Consider the following 17,691-nt stretch of genomic DNA (forward strand, 5'->3'; position numbering starts at 1 on the left):
TCGGTGGACTCGGCCATCGTGGTCTCTCTCCCGTCGCAGGCCGTGGGGTCCTCCCCCCTCCGTGGCCACTGCCACGTTTCCGCAGGAGCAAGGAGGCGGCCAGCGCCGTGAGCCGTCCGGGGGACGGAGCCGAAGCCGTCAAGTGTGCGGCAGCCAGTGGTCCGTCGGGCGGTGACGTCGGACGCGGTGGCTGGGGCCGCGCATGAGAAGCCCACCGGGCGTCGCCCGGCGCCCGGGAACGACGGCCTTCCTCATGCCGACCCGGCCGTGGATGTCGAGAGCGGCGTGGTGGAGCGGGGGCGGGCCGGGCCATCTCCTCGTCCAGGACGTCGTACACGCACTGGTCGGCCGACAGAGCCCGCGGCGACTCTGGCGGCGTCCGGGTGACGAGCGGTCCGGAGCACGGCGGCGGTGCGGACCGGGCCGTGCCCGCCGAGCCGGCCTCCCGCCCCGCCCGTACGCCTGAGTGACCGGTACATGTTGGAGGCTGGCCCGGGGAGGTGGTGGCAGTGGGGGCGGGTGGGGGGCGTACCGCCCGGAGGTTCTCTGTTCGGTCCGGTAGACCACGATCTCCGGGACAGGCGCTCTCCGGAGCGGACAGGGCCCGCTCGTACCCTTCGGGGATGGACGAGGGCGAGGCCGCCGATGAGGATGGCCCTGCCTTCACCCAAACGGTCCGCGGCGGCTAGCGCGTCGCGTGGGTCGCGGGAGACAGGTGTGTGCCGAGTGCGGCCCCGGCCCGGCGGACGGTGGCGCCCGCGGCGTGCCGGCCGACCGGCGTCAGGACCGGACGGATGCCCTTGCCCTCGGCGCCCGGGAACTCCTCCACCGGGGCCGCCGGGTTCGGCAGGCGGCCATCCGCTGTCGTCGATCCCGCCTCGCGGGCGAGGAAGGTGTCCGGGACGTGCTCGACGTCTGCCTTGAGGTGCGCCGGATCCGACATCTCCTTCGATGCCAGGGCGGGCGCTGCGGGTTCATTCCGGCCGGCCTTCTCGTCGGGAGCGGGGGTGGGTGGGGCTTCGGGGGCCCCACCGCGGCAGTTGACGACGAAGACCGGCACGTCCCACAGCGCCTCCAGCAGGTCGGACGGGGCCCGTCCGGCGGGACTACCGCTGCGCGGTGGTGGGGGTGAGGACGCGTTCGGCGGTGATGGTCAGGTAGTTGAGGGTGTTGGACCGGTGTCCGTCGAGGAACGGGGTCTCGACGCCGGTGCGCAGGTCGCAGTGGTTGCGCAGTTCCCAGTAGGGGATGGCGTCCTGGGTGAAGTCGGTGACCTCGATGGGGGCGAGGCCGCTGGCGGCGAGGGCCTCGAAGTAGGTGCTGCGGGGGTGGATGTGGCACACGTAGTGCTCGTCGATGGCCTTGACCTCGGGTGTGTCGAGGGCGACGGCGTCGTTGGCGCACCAGGTGGCCAGGACGTACCGGCCGCCGGGCTCCAGGAGGCGGGCGAACTCCCTGAACGCCTCGAAGAGGTCGACGTACATGGTCGTCTCGTTGGTGACGACGTACTGGAACGAGGCGTCCGGGAAGGGGGTGGCGACCATGTTGGCGTAGGTGAACCGCACGGACGCCGCGGCGCCGCGGCGCTCGGCGAGCCGGCGGGCGAAGTCGATGTGGTGGGTGCAGAAGTTGACGCCGTCGACCGCGCAGCCGAACGTGTCGTGGATGGCGAAGGAGGTGCCGCCCCGTCCGGAGCCGGCGTCCAGCACCCGGGCGCGGGCGGGGACCGGGCCCAGGCGGTCGAGGATGAGGTTGACCTGGTCGTTCTCCATGCGGTGCATCTCCGCCAGGATGAGCCGGTCGCGTTGTTCGGCGGGCGCGTCGAGGATGGAGCGGTCGAAGTCGCCGGTGGCGAAGTGGTGGTGGTAGAGGCCGTCCTCCTCGCCGAGGAGCAGGTTGATCGGGTCGTTCTGCTTCTCCGCCCAGTGCTGGTGCAGGCGGTGCTCGTAGTCGTCGCGTATGACGTTCTGCGCGGCGTCGGTCTGGAGGTCCATGGGTGTGTCTCCGGTGGGTGTGGGTCGGGATCTCGCGGTGATGTCAGAGGGTGCGGCTGAGGATCGGGCGGGGGTTCGGGGTTCGTCCTTGGTCCTTCGTCGGATCCGGTACGTCCGGGCGGTCCGGTTCAAGTGCCGGGCGAGGTGATCGCCTCTTGCCGGAGCCGGAGCCGGCGATCGGATGGCGGTCTGCCGCGCACAGGGTGTGCCGGCCGTGGGTTTCGCCGGGTTCAGGTGCTTCTGATGGCCACGGACGCGGCCAGGCGCCGGAGTTCGGCGACGGCGCCGGACGCCAGACAGGATGTCGTCAGGGCGCCCAGCGCCTGCTCGTACCGTTCGTTCACCGCGCGTTCCACGGCGGCGACCGCGCCGGTGGCGGTGAGGATCTCGCGGATCCTCCGGGCGCCGTCCTCGTCGAGTGCGCTGTCGCCGAGCAGGGACCTGAGGACGCGGGCGTCGGCCGGGGAGGCGCGCTGGAGGGCGGTGGCGACGAGGACCGTGTGCTTGGCCGTACGGAGGTCGTCCATGGCGGACTTGCCGGTGCGCGCGGGGTCGCCGAAGACGCCGAGCATGTCGTCGCGGAGCTGGAACGCCTCGCCCAGCGGCAGCGCGTACGCGGACAGGGCTCGTAGCTGCTCCGGGTCTGCGCCGGCCAGTGCGGCGCCGATGCGCAGGGGGTGTTCGATGGTGTAGCGGGCGGTTTTGTGGCGGATGATGCGCCAGGCGATGTCGGCGTCCGCGGTGGGGCGTCCGGTGGCGATCAGGTCGAGGTACTGGCCCATCAGGGTCTCGGTCCGCAGGGCGTTCAGCAGCGGCCAGGCCACGGACCGTTGCTCCGGGGTCAGGTCCCGCGTGGCGTGGAGGTGGATGAGGTCGTACGACCAGCACAGGACGAGGTCACCGAGAATGATCGCCGCGTTGGTCCCCACGGCCGTGGCGTCGGGGTGGTCCGCGAGACGGGCGGCGAGGGCGCGGTGTGCGGTGGGGCGGCCTCGGCGGGTGTCGGAACTGTCCATGATGTCGTCGTGGATCAGGGCGAAGGCGTGGAACAGTTCGAGTGAGGCGGCGACGCGGAGCACGGCCGTAGGCGGTGAGGTGTCGTGGACGGCCTGCCAGCCGACGACGCACAGCGTGGGCCTGATCCGCTTGCCCCCTGAGTCGAGCATGTCCCGCAGCAGGCCGGTGAACTCGGTCAGTTCCGGCAGGGTGGTGGCCGACCGTTCGCATTCGTCGAGGAACTCGTGGATGAGGGTGCAGGTCGTGGCGCTGATGGTGGCGGGATCCATCGGGGAAGGTGCCGCGGGGGCGGTGGTCATGGCGCGTCCTCACTGTCGTTCTGCTGGTCGGGGGAGCGCGGGGCCGGTTCACGAGGGGCGGCCGGAGCCGTCGTCGCCTCCGTGGTCTCGGTCAGGCGCAGGGCCTCGTCCAGCAGCGTCTCGACGATCTGATGTTCGGGGACGGTGCGTACGGTCCTGCCCCGGACGAAGATCTGGCCCTTGCCGTTGCCGGAGGAGACCCCGATGTCGGCTTCGCGGGCCTCTCCGGGGCCGTTGACGACGCAGCCCATGACGGCGACCCGGATGGGGTGGGGGAAGCCGTCGAAGGCGGCCTCGACCTGCGCGGCCAGACGGTGGATGTCGACCTGGAGGCGTCCGCAGCCGGGGCAGGACACGATCTCCAGCTTGCGGGGGCGCAGGCCGAGGGAGGACAGGATGTGGCAGCCCGCCTTGACCTGTTCGACGGGCGGTGCGGACAGGGAGACGCGGATGGTGTCACCGATGCCCTCGGCGAGCAGGACGCCCAGGGCGACGGCGGACTTGATGGAGCCCTGGAAGGCGGGTCCGGCCTCGGTGACGCCGAGATGGAGGGGGTACTCGCAGCGGGCGGAGAGCAGGCGGTAGGCGGCGATGACGGTGAGCGGGTCGTGGTGCTTGACCGCGATCTTGATGTCGCGGAAGCCGTGCTCCTCGAAGAGGGAGCATTCCCACAGCGCGGACTCGACCAGGGCCTCGGGTGTGGCCTTGCCGTGCTTGGCCAGCAGGCGGGGGTCCAGGGATCCGGCGTTGACGCCGATCCGGATCGGCACACCGGCGGCGGAGGCCGCGGCGGCGATCTCGCCGACCCGGTCGTCGAACTTCTTGATGTTGCCGGGGTTGACCCGTACCGCGGCGCAGCCGGCGTCGATGGCGGCGAAGACGTAGCGGGGCTGGAAGTGGATGTCGGCGACGACGGGGAGTTTGGACTTGGCCACGATGGCGGGGAGGGCGTCGGCGTCGTCCTGGGAGGGGACGGCCACGCGGATGATGTCGCAGCCCGCGGCGGTGACCTCCGCGATCTGCTGGAGGGTGGCGTCGACGTCGGCGGTGAGGGTGGTGGTCATGGTCTGGACCGAGACCGGCGCGCCGCCGCCCACCGGGACATTCCCGACGTGGAGTTGGCGGGTTGGGCGGCGCACCGGAGTCCTGGGGAGTTGAGGAAGGCCGAGGTCGGTGGTCACCCGGTCCCCCTCGCCGACGTGCCGCTGGCGGCACCGGCGATCGCGGATGCCGGCGGCGGGCTGTCGAGGCGGGTCCTGATGCCGCGGGCGATGCCGGGACCGTCCAGGCCCGCCTGGCTGAGGAGGCTGGGGCGGGTGCCGTGCGGGATGAACGCGGGCGGCAGACCCAGCACGGTGACCGGGGTCGGTATGTGGGTGTCCTGGAGGATCTGGGTGAGGGCGGCGCCGATGCCGCCGGTACGGACGCCGTCCTCGACGGTGGCCACCAGCCGGTGTCGGGCCGCCAGTGTGGCCAGCGCGGGGTTGACCGGATGGATCCAGCCGGGATCGGCGAGGGTGACCCCGATGCCCTCCCTCTCCAGGAGGGCAGCCGCCTCCAGACACGCCTGGGCCAGTGGCCCGACCGCGACGATCAGGACGTCCAGCGGGCGGTGCGGGCTGCGGCGCAGGATGTCCACCCCGTCCATACGGGCCACGGCCTCGATGTCGGCGGGCGGTGTTCCCTTGGGCAGGCGCAGGGCGGTGGGTCCCTCGCTGTGGACGGCCTCGCGCAGCAGCACGCCGAGCCGCTCGGCGTCGCGGGGGGCGGCGATACGCAGGCCCGGCACCATGCTGAGCAGGGACAGGTCCCACATGCCGTGGTGGGAGGGGCCGTCGGGACCGGTGATCCCGGCCCGGTCGAGCACGAAGGTCACCGGCAGCCGGTGCAGGGCCACGTCCATCAGGACCTGGTCGAAGGCGCGGTTCAGGAAGGTGGCGTAGATGGCCACGACCGGGTGGTAGCCGCCGGTCGCCAGCCCGGCCGCGCAGGTGACGGCGTGCTGCTCGGCGATCCCGACATCGAGAACCCTTCCCGGGAACCTGGTCGCCGTGGGGTGCAGCCCGGTCGGACGCAGCATCGACGCCGTGAGCGCGACGACGTCCTCACGCTCCCCGGCCAGGCGCAGCAGCTCCCGGCCGAAGACATCCGTCCAGGAGAGCGGGGTGGGACCGGTGCCCGGGGCGGGCCGCCCCGTCGCGGGGTCGATCGCGCCGACCGCGTGCAGGCAGTCCGCCTCGTCCCGCTCGGCCGGTGCATAGCCCTTGCCCTTGACGGTCATCGCATGGACCACAACCGGTCGGCCCAGTGCCCGGGCCGCGCGCAGCACCGATTCGAGCCCGGCGGTGTCGTGGCCGTCGACCGGCCCCAGGTAGGCGAACCCGAGATCGGTGAAGACGTTCCGCCACGCCTCGGCGCCGGTACCGCGCCTCAGGGCAGCCAGATGCGCCGCCACCGCGCCGGTGGTGGGGGCGTAGGAGCGGCCGTTGTCGTTGAGGACCACGATCAGCGGGTGCCACGGACCGGCGCCGATGTTGTTCAGCGCCTCCCACGCCATGCCGCCGGTCAGCGCCCCGTCCCCGATCACCGCGACCACCGCCCGGTCCCGCTCGCCGGACATCCGGCGGGCCCGGGCCAGTCCGTCCGCGTACGACAGGACCGTGGAGGCGTGTGAGTTCTCGATGACATCGTGCGCGGACTCGGCGCGTGAGGGATACCCGGACAGACCTCCCGCCCGGCGGAGCTCCGAGAAGCCGCCGGACCGCCCGGTGAGGATCTTGTGGACGTACGCCTGGTGGCCGATGTCGAACAGCACGGTGTCGTGCGGTGACTCGAAGACCCGGTGCAGGGCGATCGTCAGCTCCACCACGCCCAGGTTGGGGCCGAGATGGCCGCCGCTCGCCGCGACCCTGCCGATCAGGAACGCCCGGATCTCCGCCGCCAGGTCCGGCAGCCGCGCCGACGGCAGGGCACGCAGCGCCTTCGGGGTATTCGCCTCGGCCAGCAGTGGGAACTCCTCCGCACCGGAGGGGACCTCGGCATCGGAGGAAGGGACAGGGGCGGTGGTCATCGGGGCCTCACAGAAGAAGGGGGAGCGAAGCGGACTGTCTCGACGGTCGTGGTCCGTTCGTCGACGGTCACCGGCCCCAGCCCGCGCAGAGCGGCGATGACGTCGTCGACCAGGGCCGGCGGGGCGGACGCGCCCGCGGTCAGGCCGATCCGGGCCGCCGCCTCCAGCCACCCCGGGCGGATCGCGGAGACATCCTCGATCAGCTGGGCCATGGTTCCCTCGCGGCGGCACAGTTCCACCAGCCGTACCGAGTTGGAGGAGTTCGGCGACCCGATCACCAGCACCAGATCGGATTCGGCGGCGACCGCCCGCAGCGCGAGCTGACGGTTGGTGGTGGCGTAGCAGATGTCCTGGGAGAGCGGGGCGCGCAGGTTCTCGAACCGCTCGCCGAGCGCGTCGATCACCTCCGCGGTCTCGTCCACGGCCAGCGTCGTCTGGGTGAGGTAGGCGACATCGGCGTCGGCGGGCAGGTCGAGGGCCGCCACGTCGTCCGTGTCCTGGACCAGGATGGTCGCCTGCGGCGCCTCACCGAAGGTGCCCTCGACCTCCTCGTGGCCCGCGTGCCCGATCAGGACGATGGCGGAACCCCGCTCGGCGAACCGACGAGCCTCGGCGTGCACCTTGGTCACCAGCGGACACGTCGCGTCGACCACGCCCAGTCCACGCCGTTCCGCCTCCGTGCGCACCGCGGGCGACACACCGTGGGCGGAGAACACCACCAGTCCTCCGTCGGGCACCTCGTCCAGCTCCTCCACGAACACCGCGCCACGCCGTTCCAGATCGCGGACGACATGGGTGTTGTGGACGATCTGCTTGCGCACGAACACCGGGACACCGGCGGGCGCGTACTGGTCCAGCAGGCTCTCCACCGTCTCGATCGCCCGCTCCACCCCGGCGCAGAACGAACGCGGCGCCGCCAGCAGCACCGTGCGGGGGCGGGCGAGGCGGGCCCAGGTCTCCACGGCGTTCCAGGCCAGGCCCCAGGCACGGCGGTCGGGTGCGATGGGGGTGCCTTCGGCTCGGTGGCCGGCGGGCACCAGCGCGCCGCAGGCCAGCACCGGCCCCCGCGCCGCCGCTCCCGTCGCCGCTTCGGCCATCACCAACCGGACGGTGCTGGTGGCGCCTTCCGGGAGCAGCGTCACCGGCGCGGTGCGCACCCGGGCACCCGCCCGCTCCAGTTCGGCCGCCGCCAGTGGGGCAGCAGGACAGGGAGCACGGGGGCCCGCCTGGGGTGTGACCTCCGTGGCCACCAACACCTCCCCCGGCGCCAGGGCGGGCGCGGGCAGTACCGCTGGACAAGTGCGGATCTCCGGGCCGATCAAGGGGGCCGCCTCCTTCGAGCATGCCGAGGGAACGTGGTTTCGATGGAAAGCCGTGAACAACGGGGCCGGGCGGGCAGGTCGGTGAGGTTTCGCCTCCGGCGAAGGACGGTGGCGTCCTCGCACTGGACCGGCAGGCGCGTCACGGCCTGAACCGGTTCCGCCCGAGCACTCCCTCATCAAGCACCCGGCGCGCCCTGGGCGGCAAGGGCCGGACATGATCCATGCGTGCACGCGTTGAACGGACGATCCGGTCGACGTCCCCGGGGAGGCCGTCCCCCCCTTGGGCTCGCCGCAGCCCGCAACACGTGGTCCGGGCAGGCCGGGAGGGCATCACGAATGTCGGGCCGACGGCCGGACGGCCTTTCACCCGGGGTCGGCCGGACGGCCTTTCACCCGGGGCCGGCCGGACCAGGCGGCGGCCCCCTCCGGCGTACGACGCCTCGCCCCGATCACCGGGATGGCGTCGGCCCGGCGACCGGGGATACGGACCCGCGGCTCCTGGACATGTGCGCGGGATCAGCCACGCCGGGCCGGCGACGGGCGGCAACGGGCCGGCCGACTCCGCCTACCGCCGGATTCGTTCGGGGGGCGAAGGCATCCGGGCGTTCAACGCGTTCACGGACCCGCGGACACAGGTGTCTTGCCGGTGCCCGGCGGTGGGTGTCTGATGTGGGTGACTCCTCGTCCGACCATCGGCAGCCGTTGAGTTTCGCCGGCTCCGATGCTGGAGGAACCCACCGCTGAGTGCTCCTCTCCCCGGCAAGCGCCGCATCACGCGCCGATCCGGTGGTCAGGAGGCGCAGCGGATCACGCCCCCGGCCGGGTCCTCACCCGCTCCCCGCGAACGGAGACCTGCCCTCTTCGCCGAGGACAGCGGCCGGGTGCCAAAGGGCGTCCTCGGCACACTCCCCGTCCGCGAGATCGCCCCCGCGGCCTTGCCGTGGCCACCGAACACCGCCTGACGACGGTGGACGCGGTCCGGTGGCCGGGCCTGCCGTCCGGAGTTCGTCCTGGGCTCCCGTGTCTTTTGCACCTGCTCCAGCCGCCCCGAGCGGACCAAGTCAGCCCCGAGATCCGTACATCAGCAGCCCACCTCGTCGACGGACGACCTCCCAGAAGAGGATGCAATGTCCCTCATCAGCACGCCCTCCCACCAGGAACGCGGCCACCGGGCAGACCAGGAGTCCACCCCGCGCCATGTGGCGGTGATCCCCGACGGCAACCGGCGCTGGGCCCGCGCCCACGGACACAGCCCCCTGGACGTCCACCGGCGCGGCGGTGAGAAGGTCCTGGAATTTCTCACCTGGTGCCAGGACATCACCGGCCTCACCACCGTCACCCTGTGGCCGCTGTCCACCGAGAACATCCACCGCCCCGCCGCCCACGTCGACGCACTCGTCCAGGTCATCGCCGACACCACCCAGACCATCGCGGACACCGGCCGGTGGCGTATCCGCTACCTCGGCACCCCGCACTGCCTGCCACCGCGGATCACCCGAGCACTGGACACCGCCGCGGAGCAGACCCGGCGACTCGACCGGCCGGTCGTCAACATCGCCATCGCCTACGGAGGCCGTGACGAAATCCTCCGCAGCTTCCAAGCCCTGATCACCAGCCACCAACAGGCAGGAACCCTCGACCACCTGATCCAGCACCTCAGCCCCGACGACATCAGCAAGCACCTGGACACCGCCGGCCAGCCCGACCCCGACCTGGTCATCCGGGCCGCGGGCGAACAACGCCTCTCCGGCTTCATGCCCTGGCAGACCACCTACGCCGAACACTACTTCTGCCCCACACCCTGGCCCGCCTTCACCAAGGCGGACCTCGACACCGCACTGACCTGGTACAGCAACCGCGCCCGCACCTACGGCCTCTGACCCGACAGGCCCCCAGGCCCCCAGGCCCCCCGACACCTCGCACAGCGACAGCCCGAACGAGACCAGTGACCGACCCGGCGAAAGGCAGCAGCAGATGACCGCCACCCCCGTAGCACTGCACCTCCCGTATCTCCACTATCCCTTCCCGCCACGGGTCCACCCCGAGACCGACCAGGTCGAGAACGAGATGCTCGACTGGCTGATCGGTCACGGCCTGCTGGCGGAACCCGAGCGCGAGGCGGCCTTCCGACACACCCGCTTCGCCGAACTCGTCGGCCGCGAGTACCCGGATGCCGATTCCGACGGACTGCGTGCGGTGACGAATCTGTACGCCTGGATCTTCGTCGTCGACGACTCCATCTGCGACACCGGGACTCTCGGCCAGGACACGGCCAGACTGGCCGCCTTCTATGCCTGGATGCGCGAGATCATGGAAGTGGGCAGCCTGACCGCCGCCGAGAGTCTCGCCCTCACCGTCACCGTCGATCTGGACGAAGCCGACAAGGCCATGTGTCACGGCCTGGCCGAGGCCATGCACGACGTGTGCCAGTCCATCGCCCACCGCTCCAGCCACACCCAGTACATGCGCTTCGTGACGGAGATGGACTACTACTTCCTCGGTACGCTGTGGGAGTCCGGCCATCATGTCCACTCCACGACACCGTCCCCGGCGGAATACGCCATCGGGCGGCGCATGACGTGCGCGACCCCGGCAGCCCTCGCCCTTGAGGACATCGCCGCGGGCTACGAAGTTCCCCCCGAGGAGTATCAGCATCCCGCGGTCCGCAAGCTGCGCAGCCACGTGTCCAACCTCAACAGCTGGGCCGACGACGTGTTCTCCTACGGCAAGGAACGCGACACGGAGGGGCCCAGGCCGCTCAATCTCCCCACCTCCCTGGCACAACACGACGGACTGGACGTACAAGCCGCGATCACGGAGACCGCTCGTCTGCACCGCCGGGACATGGAGGCGTATCTCGCGACGCGAGCCCAGCTGGCCACCTGGGCCAGTCCCGAACTGAACCGCTTCCTGTCGGCCTCGGACGACATGCTGCGCGGCTTCTACGACTGGGGCCTCAACGCCCCGCGCTACAGGCTCGATCACTACTTCGGCACCAGCCCCCAGACACCGTGACGGCCGCTGTCGCCCGGAGCGCGGTCGCCCCCGGAGCCTGAGCCGGAACCAGCCGGGTTCGTACACCGCCGGATCGCTCGGCGGACGGGGCGACCAACGGTGTTCAACACGTTCACGCATTCATCGCCACAGGTCTCTTGCCAACCACCCCGCAACGGGTATGTGATGCCAGACCCCCCCATCCGCACACACATCGCCGCCTGTGCAGGCTCCCGTCGGCTCCGGTGCCGGAGGAACCACCACTCCGCGCCCTCTCAGAGGCACGCACGACAGGCCGTCAGCAACACCACGACCCGTCACGAGAACGGCACCGGACCTCGCCCCGCCTGCACCGGCGGCCCGCCCGTGCCCCGTTCCACCGCGTGGTCACCGGAGAGGTCATGGCACGCAACGCCCCGAACCAGCAGCTCAAGGAGCTGCTCCTTGAGGCGGACTGGACGGCCGGCGAGCTGGCCCACGCCGTCAACCTGGAGGGACGGGCGCAGAGCCTGGACCTGCGCTACGACCGCACCTCGGTCGCCCATTGGCTGCGCGGCTCCCGTCCACGCCCACCCGTTCCCCAGCTGACCGCCGCCGTCCTCGCCCGCCGTCTGCGGCGCCCGGTACTGCCCGACGACACCGGACTGGCCAGAGAGACCGTGGAGCCCGGCCGCGCGCAGGGGGCGGAGACAGACACGGGACAGGAGAGCGATCCCCTCACCCGCCTCATCTCACTGACCCGCGCCGATGTCCTGCCCACGACACGATCCGCCCTGACCCGCGAGATCTACACACCGCCCTCCGTCGCGCCACTGCCCTGGCCGACCACCCCCACACCCTCTCCCTCCCCAGCACCGGGCACCGCCGGACCGAGGGGGGCAGACGCGCGCAACCTGGTGGAAATGGCGGCCCTCTTCGCCCGGCAGATGGACCATCACGGCGGCGGCCACGCCCGCTCCGCTCTGGCCGCCTACCTCACCGACGACGCCGCCGCCCTCCTGGCCCGGCCCACCGAGCAGGCCGCACGCCGCGGCCTGCTCACCCATGTCGCCGAACTCAGCCACGTGCTCGCGAAGATGACCAGCGACACCGGCCGCCACTCCTTGGCCAAGAGCTATCTGCTCACCGCCCTCGACCTCGCCCACCAGGCCCGTGACCGCCGCACCTACGCCATCACCCTGCGCGCCCTCAGCCTCCAGACCCTGGAGCGCGGACACCCACACGTCGCCGCGGACCTCGCCGACGCCGCGCTCCACACCGCACCACGGGACGTCTCAGGCGCCACACGCGCCTTCCTGCTCTCCCAGCGGGCCCTCACCCGCGCCCGTGACCACCGCAAGCACGAGGCCCTGACAGACCTGATAGACGCCGAGCGCCACCACGTCCCGGGCCCCGCGAACCAAGGTCCCTTCGCCACCTATCCCACCGCCGGATTCCACTACCAGCGTGGCGAGATCCTCCTGGCACTCAACGAACTTCCCCAGGCTCTGCGGGCCTTCGACGGCTCCCTGCGCCACCGCCGGCCCCACGACCACCGGCAGACCAGCCTCACCCAGGCACGACGAGCCGAAACACTGCTCCGCATGGGCCACCTCGACGCCGCCTGCAACGCCTGGACCATCTTTCTCCAGCGCTACCCCCTGCTGCGTTCCACCCTCGCGGACTCCGCACTGGCGCGACTCCGGGCCGGCCTGCGCCCCTACGTGCGCCACCCCCACAGCGCTCACGTGCTCGACACCGCCCAGGCCCTCGGCAACGAAGACGGACCACGTGTCCCGGCAGCCGAGCCGCCGACCTGACGCACCCCCAGAAACGCCGCGACCTGCCGCTGCATGCCCATCAACGGGCTCCCCGCGCGGCCCGCGACACTTCCCGGCGGTGCACCGGCGGTCAGCGACCGATCAGGGCGGGTGTCTTTGATCCAGGGACACCCATCAACGAACCCGTCCCCGTGCCGAGGCATCGGCGCGCGGATGCGTGCCGTCCGTGCCGCCCGTGCTGCGCCCGTGCGCCCTTGTGAACGGCGCGGCATCCGGGACACCTTGGCGGGGGGCTGAGAACGGGAAAAGCATCGTCTCAGTGACCAGACGCACGGCTCGCGCCCCAGGAGGACGCGGCGTGGAACGCGACCCCGTGCCCATGCCGTATCCCCGGTGGCGTCCGAACACGGTCACGACCGGACCGTGCACCGCCCGACAACGCACGTCGGCGCGCGGACGCACCTCCTGGTCCACCCCGTGCCCGCCTACATCCTGGTGCCACTTTCCCGGCGCCTGGGCAGACCACGGCCGCCGCCGCCGATCCGACCCGGTCCCCGCCCCCCCCGCATACCGGACTGGCCCTGGGAGGCACACCCCATGCACCATCTGGCCAAGCTCATCACCAGCCAACCGGACCCCAGCCGAGGCAAACCGACGGGAGACGCGGTCTACAGCCCCTCCGCGCTGACCGTCCCCGACTGGGAGGACCTCTTCTCGCGGGCCACGGCCCGCCGCTCCGGCGTCCCGGCCGGAAGTCGCGTGGGCCACGCGGAAGTGCGGGCACTCAAGAGCGTGACCGCGTTCTTCGCCGCCACGATGGGCACCTTCGGCGGCGGTCACGCCCGCACCGCCCTCACCGCCTACCTGGCCGACGACGCCATCCCCTGGCTCCTCGCCGGCGCCAGCGACCACGTACACCGCCGGCTCCTCACCCACACCGCCCAGCTCACCATCCTCCTGGGCAACATGTGCGCCGACGACGAGCACCACGCCCTGGCCCAGGACTACCACCGCACCGCCGCCCACCTCGCCGCCGAGGCCGAAGACCCCCACACCTACACCATCGCCATCCGAACCCTCGCCTCCCACGCACTGGACCTCGGACACCAGCAGGCCGCACTCACCCTCACCGAACAGGCCGCCGCCACCGCGACCCGCCACTCCTCGCCCCTCACCCAGTCCTTCACCCAGTCCCAACTGGCACTGGCACAAGCACGGGCCAAGGACCGACAGCGCTCCCTCCGCGCCCTGCACCACGCGGAAGCCCTGCACAGCCACGCCGACCAGGACCCCACCGACCCCTTCGACAGCTACCCGACCGCGGCCCTCCACTACCAGCGGGCCCGGACACTGACCGCGCTCAAGGACCACCAGGCGGCGGACCAGGCCTTCCACGCCTCCCTCCACGCCCGCGCACCCCAGGCACGCCGCGCCCGCGCCCTGACCACGGCACTCCTGGCCGAATCACAACTCCTCCAGGGCAACCTCGAAGAATCCCTCACCACCTGGAAACACTTCCTCACCGATTACCCCGGCCTACGATCAGCCCGCGCCACCGCCTCCCTCACCACCATGCGCCAGGCACTACGCCCCTACAGCGCGCATCCCGAGGTGGCCCTCCTGGAGGAGGAAGCCGCGTCCCTCTGACACCAGGCCCGCACCTGCTGACGCCCGCGGGCGGACAGCGTCCCGTCCGCAGCGCCGAACGAACCGGGGGGCAGGCGGAAATGCGCGGTCCGCGCTCCCTGGGTGCTTCCGATGAGTAGCCCTTGCTTGGGGCATGTGGCCAGGAAGGCCGGAGCGGGCCGCCTTCGCCGGACGCCGGGAGATCATGGACGCGCTCGCCTCGGGACAGGTCAGGCCCGGCGGCACGCACAACGCCTCGCCCCTGTGCGCGACGGCCGCCCTGGTGACCCTGCGCGAACTCGGCGACCCCACCGTCGTCCAGCGGATCGACGACACCGGCCGCCAGATGATGGAAGCGGCACGCAAGGCGGCGCACGACCACGGAATCCCCTGCTCCGTGCAGGGCGTCGGGGCCATGTTCCAGACCGTCTGGTTCGTCTCCGCCGCGGTCACCGACGACGACCTCGCGGCCACCCGCACGGCCGTCACGGAGGCGTTCAAAACCCTACGACCGGAGGCACCACCAGCGGAGCGAGGGGGGGAGGAGGTGGCGGGGCCGCCGCAGGGGAAGGGCCCACGCCACGTGATCCCCGCGCCCCTCTCGCGCTACCCGTCCGACCCGTTCGCCGGCTGCCCGACCACCGCCCTCCACTTCCGGCGGGCCCGGACACGTACGGCACCCAGGGACCATCAGACGGCCGACCGGGCCTTCCGGAGTTCTGGCACCCGTTGAACCTCCCCACGGGGGGCTACCCCCACCCAGCAGCCTCCCGACTGCCGGATGGGCGCCACGCACTCCGTCAACCACCCTTGTTCCATGGCTGCTTACCGCAAGTCCACGGCCCTGACCCTCTCGGTCGCCGCCGCCCTCACGACCCTCACCGGAGTCGCCACCGCGGCCCCCTCCCCGTCCGCCGCTCCCGGCGGGGCGTCCGTCCCTGCTCTCGACTGGCGGGACTGCGCCAAACCCGGCGGCCCGCCGAAGCAGCAGTGCGCCACGCTGGAGGTGCCGCTGGACTACGGCGACCCGGGCGGCGGGACGGTCTCCCTCGCGGTGTCGCGGGTGCGGAGCGCGGACCCGGGCGAGCGGCGGGGCACGCTCCTTGTCGTTCCCGGCGGGCCCGGTGTCTCCGGGGTGCAGCGGCTGGAGCAGAAGGCGGAGGCGGTGCGGGAGCAGGTGGGTGACGCGTACGACCTGGTGGGCTTCGACCCGCGCGGGACCGGCAACAGCACCAAGGCGTCCTGCGGGCTGCCGGCCGAGGACCTGTATCTGACGTCCCTGCGGTCCTGGCCCGACGCGGACGGCGGCATCGGGGGCAGTACGGAGCGGTCCCGGCGCATCGCCGACCTGTGCGCGCGTAACGGCGGTGCCGTGCTGCGCAGTATGAGCAGTGTGAACGAGGCGCGGGACATCGACCGGCTGCGCCAGGCGCTGGGCGAGCGCCGGCTGTCGATCTGGTCGACCTCGTACGGGACGTACGTCACGGCGATCTACGCGCAGAGGTTCCCGCAGCACACCGACCGTGTGGTGATGGACAGCGTTCAGGACCCCGATCCGCACCTGGTGGGCCGGGGCTGGCTGGCGAACACCTCCCGCGCCGTGGAGGACAGGTTCCCCGACTTCGCGAACTGGGCGGCGGACCCGGCACGGGAGAGCGACGGGCTGCGGCTCGGGCAACGCCCCGAGGACGTACGGACCCTGATCGTCGGCCTCATGGCGGCGCTGGACCGGAAGCCGAAGGACACCACCCACCCGACGCTGAAGCTGACCGGCAACGGCCTGCGCCAGTCGCTGCTCGACGCGCTCTACGACGACAAGCGGTTCACCGACCTCGCGAAGCTGGTCAGGGCCGCGCACGACCCGGACGGTGTACCGGTGCTCGGGCCCGCGCTGACGAGCGTGCTGGGGGACGCGGACGCGGCCGTGTCGATCGCTGTCGTGTGCAACGACGTACGCTGGCCGGAGCCGGGGCCGTCGGCCGGGTACGAGCGGGCCGTGGCCGTCGACCGGGCGCTCTACCCGCTGACCGGCGGTATGCCGAAGAACATCACGCCGTGCACCTTCTGGCAGAACGACCAGCGGGAGAAGCCCACCCGGATCACCTCGGACGGGCCCTCCAACATCCTCCTGATCCAGAACCGCCGGGACCCCGCGACACCGCACTTCGCCGCATCGCGGATGCGCGAGGCCCTGGGCGACCGGGCCAGGATGGTCACCGTCGAGCGCGGCGGGCACGGGGTGTATCTGGGAACGGGCAACGCCTGCGGGGACCGGGCGGTGACCACGTTCCTCACGACGGGCGAGCGGCCGGCGGGAGACGTCTCCTGCGCCTCCTAGCCGGCGCACTCCTGGCCGACGTACTCCTGGCCGGCCCACTCCTCGCTAGCGCACTCCCCGGACCGGCAGGACCGCGAGGGCCGCGAGGGCGAGAATCACGATCGAGGTGACGAACAGGGCGGGGTAGCCGCCCAGATGCGTCACCACCAGGGAGGCCATGAACGGGGCCAGGGACAGTGCGACACCGCTGGAGAGAAGGAAGACCCCCATGTCCTTGCCGGTGTCCTCGGCGCGCGGGAGGACCAGGGTCATCAGTACTCCGTCGGAGGAGTAGTAGCCGCCCAGCCCCGTGCCCAGCAGCACCACGAAGACGATCATCGCGGGCCAGGTGGGCCAGATCAGCGGCACCGCCATCCCCACGCACATCACCACCGTCGAGCCGATCACATAGGGCTTGCGTCGGCCGGAGCGGTCGGTGAGCCACCCCACCAGGGGGCCGGCCAGCAGCGGCGGGGCCGCAATCAGGAGTGCGAGGACCGCGACGGCCTCGGCGGCGTCGCCCCCGTAGCCGATGTGGTCCTCCAGCAGATAGAGCAGGAAGTAGAGCGGGCCGCCGTATCCGAGGTGGTACAGCGCACGGGCGGTGAAGACCCAGGCGAAGTCCCGGTGACTGCGCGGGCTGACCCAGTAGAGGGCCTTGAGGTCGCTCAGGGTGATGGGGTTGCGCGGCTGGTCCAGGCTGGAGGGCTCGGGCGCGACGACGACGAACAGCAGCGCGGCGGCGGCGAGGGCGCCGCCGAAGACCAGGTAGCCGGTGAGTACGGAGAGGGTGAACTGGCTGGCGGCGGCCATGCCGACGGTGTTGCCCACCAGCCAGGCGACTCCCTGGTACGCGGAGGCCTTGCCTCGCCGCGCGACGGGTATCCGGTCGGCGACGAGCGGGGTGAGGACGGCCTGGAGCACGCCCAGCAGGACATTGGTCACGCTCCAGACGACGAGCAGCACCGCCACCGATCCGGCCGCCCCGGTTGCGGCCATGCCGAGCAGGGCGGTCAGTGCCGTCACCGTGATCCAGGGGGTGCGCCTGCCGAACCGGGAGCGGGTCCGGTCGGAGAGCGCGCCGCCCAATGGTGTGACGACGGAGCTGGCCAGTGCGGAGACCGCGCTGATCAGCCCGAAGACCTGGACCTTGTCGGCCGGGGCCAGCTCGGCCACCTGGACGGCGATCAGGACTCCCGACGGGGCGCCGAAGCACGCCGACAAGGTGAACATGACCAGTGCGTAACTCGGCAGGACTCTGCGGCGCAGGGTCGGCGGGCGGAGCTCTTGGG

General features: G+C 71.8%; 13 protein-coding genes. 6 read left to right on the plus strand and 7 right to left on the minus strand.

Annotation, left to right across the window (positions count from 1 at the left end):
- Positions 1-685: 685 nt before the first annotated feature.
- From ACFXAZ_RS27420 to ispH, 6 genes are all read right to left on the minus strand, one after another.
- A complete protein-coding gene (locus ACFXAZ_RS27420) occupies positions 686-943 on the minus strand; it encodes a hypothetical protein (RefSeq protein WP_384596643.1) in 258 nt (85 codons plus the stop codon).
- 163 nt (positions 944-1,106) lie between these two features.
- Positions 1,107-1,994 (minus strand): SAM-dependent methyltransferase, encoded by an 888-nt coding sequence (locus ACFXAZ_RS27425; RefSeq protein WP_384596645.1) that lies wholly within the window; start codon positions 1,992-1,994, stop codon positions 1,107-1,109.
- 230 nt (positions 1,995-2,224) lie between these two features.
- Entirely contained in the window at positions 2,225-3,310 is a 1,086-nt protein-coding gene (locus ACFXAZ_RS27430; RefSeq protein ID WP_384596647.1) for a polyprenyl synthetase family protein, read from the minus strand.
- Positions 3,307-4,491 (minus strand): flavodoxin-dependent (E)-4-hydroxy-3-methylbut-2-enyl-diphosphate synthase, encoded by a 1,185-nt coding sequence (ispG, locus tag ACFXAZ_RS27435; RefSeq protein WP_384596649.1) that lies wholly within the window; start codon positions 4,489-4,491, stop codon positions 3,307-3,309. Before ispG ends, ACFXAZ_RS27430 begins: the two co-directional genes overlap by 4 nt.
- Positions 4,488-6,380, minus strand: a complete 1,893-nt coding sequence (locus ACFXAZ_RS27440) for a 1-deoxy-D-xylulose-5-phosphate synthase (protein WP_384596651.1) — start codon at positions 6,378-6,380, stop codon at positions 4,488-4,490. The genes ispG and ACFXAZ_RS27440 overlap by 4 nt, the downstream gene beginning before the upstream one ends.
- Positions 6,377-7,702, minus strand: a complete 1,326-nt coding sequence (ispH, locus tag ACFXAZ_RS27445; RefSeq protein ID WP_384596653.1) for a 4-hydroxy-3-methylbut-2-enyl diphosphate reductase — start codon at positions 7,700-7,702, stop codon at positions 6,377-6,379. Before ispH ends, ACFXAZ_RS27440 begins: the two co-directional genes overlap by 4 nt.
- Before the next feature lie 1,127 nt (positions 7,703-8,829).
- On the opposite strand from ispH, the gene uppS reads away from it, so the two are divergent.
- The 6 genes from uppS (at position 8,830) to ACFXAZ_RS27475 (ending at position 16,420) form a co-directional block, all read left to right on the plus strand.
- Positions 8,830-9,582, plus strand: a complete 753-nt coding sequence (gene uppS / locus ACFXAZ_RS27450) for a polyprenyl diphosphate synthase (RefSeq protein ID WP_384596655.1) — start codon at positions 8,830-8,832, stop codon at positions 9,580-9,582.
- 94 nt (positions 9,583-9,676) lie between these two features.
- Positions 9,677-10,717, plus strand: a complete 1,041-nt coding sequence (locus ACFXAZ_RS27455) for a hypothetical protein (RefSeq protein ID WP_384596657.1) — start codon at positions 9,677-9,679, stop codon at positions 10,715-10,717.
- A gap of 380 nt (positions 10,718-11,097) precedes the next feature.
- Positions 11,098-12,495, plus strand: coding sequence for a tol-pal system YbgF family protein (locus ACFXAZ_RS27460; RefSeq protein WP_384596659.1), 1,398 nt, complete (start codon positions 11,098-11,100; stop codon positions 12,493-12,495).
- 558 nt (positions 12,496-13,053) lie between these two features.
- The gene (locus ACFXAZ_RS27465) at positions 13,054-14,103 is read left to right on the plus strand and encodes a hypothetical protein (RefSeq protein WP_384596661.1); all 1,050 of its coding nucleotides are present in this window, start codon (positions 13,054-13,056) and stop codon (positions 14,101-14,103) included.
- Positions 14,104-14,236: 133 nt separating this feature from the next.
- Positions 14,237-14,815: an aminotransferase class III-fold pyridoxal phosphate-dependent enzyme gene (locus tag ACFXAZ_RS27470; RefSeq protein ID WP_384596662.1), complete on the plus strand. Its 579-nt coding sequence runs from the start codon at positions 14,237-14,239 to the stop codon at positions 14,813-14,815.
- Positions 14,816-14,899: 84 nt separating this feature from the next.
- Complete coding sequence (locus ACFXAZ_RS27475) at positions 14,900-16,420, plus strand: alpha/beta hydrolase (RefSeq protein ID WP_384596664.1); 1,521 nt, start codon at positions 14,900-14,902, stop codon at positions 16,418-16,420.
- Between the two features lie 45 nt (positions 16,421-16,465).
- Here ACFXAZ_RS27475 and ACFXAZ_RS27480 read toward each other — a convergent pair whose 3' ends face one another.
- Positions 16,466-17,632: an MFS transporter gene (locus ACFXAZ_RS27480; protein WP_384596666.1), complete on the minus strand. Its 1,167-nt coding sequence runs from the start codon at positions 17,630-17,632 to the stop codon at positions 16,466-16,468.
- Between the last annotated feature and the right edge of the window lie 59 nt (positions 17,633-17,691).

It is taken from the genome of Streptomyces sp. NPDC059477 (assembly GCF_042749375.1).
In the GTDB taxonomy this organism is placed as follows: Bacteria; Actinomycetota; Actinomycetes; order Streptomycetales; family Streptomycetaceae; genus Streptomyces.

Coding starts and splice junctions, on each gene's coding strand:
- ACFXAZ_RS27420 (WP_384596643.1), bottom strand. CDS start 943: ATGTCGGATCCGGCGCACCTCAAGGCAGACGTCGAGCACGTCCCGGAC.
- ACFXAZ_RS27425 (WP_384596645.1), bottom strand. CDS start 1,994: ATGGACCTCCAGACCGACGCCGCGCAGAACGTCATACGCGACGACTAC.
- ACFXAZ_RS27430 (WP_384596647.1), bottom strand. CDS start 3,310: ATGACCACCGCCCCCGCGGCACCTTCCCCGATGGATCCCGCCACCATC.
- ACFXAZ_RS27440 (WP_384596651.1), bottom strand. CDS start 6,380: ATGACCACCGCCCCTGTCCCTTCCTCCGATGCCGAGGTCCCCTCCGGT.
- uppS (WP_384596655.1), top strand. CDS start 8,830: ATGTCCCTCATCAGCACGCCCTCCCACCAGGAACGCGGCCACCGGGCA.
- ACFXAZ_RS27455 (WP_384596657.1), top strand. CDS start 9,677: ATGACCGCCACCCCCGTAGCACTGCACCTCCCGTATCTCCACTATCCC.
- ACFXAZ_RS27460 (WP_384596659.1), top strand. CDS start 11,098: ATGGCACGCAACGCCCCGAACCAGCAGCTCAAGGAGCTGCTCCTTGAG.
- ACFXAZ_RS27465 (WP_384596661.1), top strand. CDS start 13,054: ATGCACCATCTGGCCAAGCTCATCACCAGCCAACCGGACCCCAGCCGA.
- ACFXAZ_RS27470 (WP_384596662.1), top strand. CDS start 14,237: ATGTGGCCAGGAAGGCCGGAGCGGGCCGCCTTCGCCGGACGCCGGGAG.
- ACFXAZ_RS27475 (WP_384596664.1), top strand. CDS start 14,900: ATGGCTGCTTACCGCAAGTCCACGGCCCTGACCCTCTCGGTCGCCGCC.
- ACFXAZ_RS27480 (WP_384596666.1), bottom strand. CDS start 17,632: ATGTTCACCTTGTCGGCGTGCTTCGGCGCCCCGTCGGGAGTCCTGATC.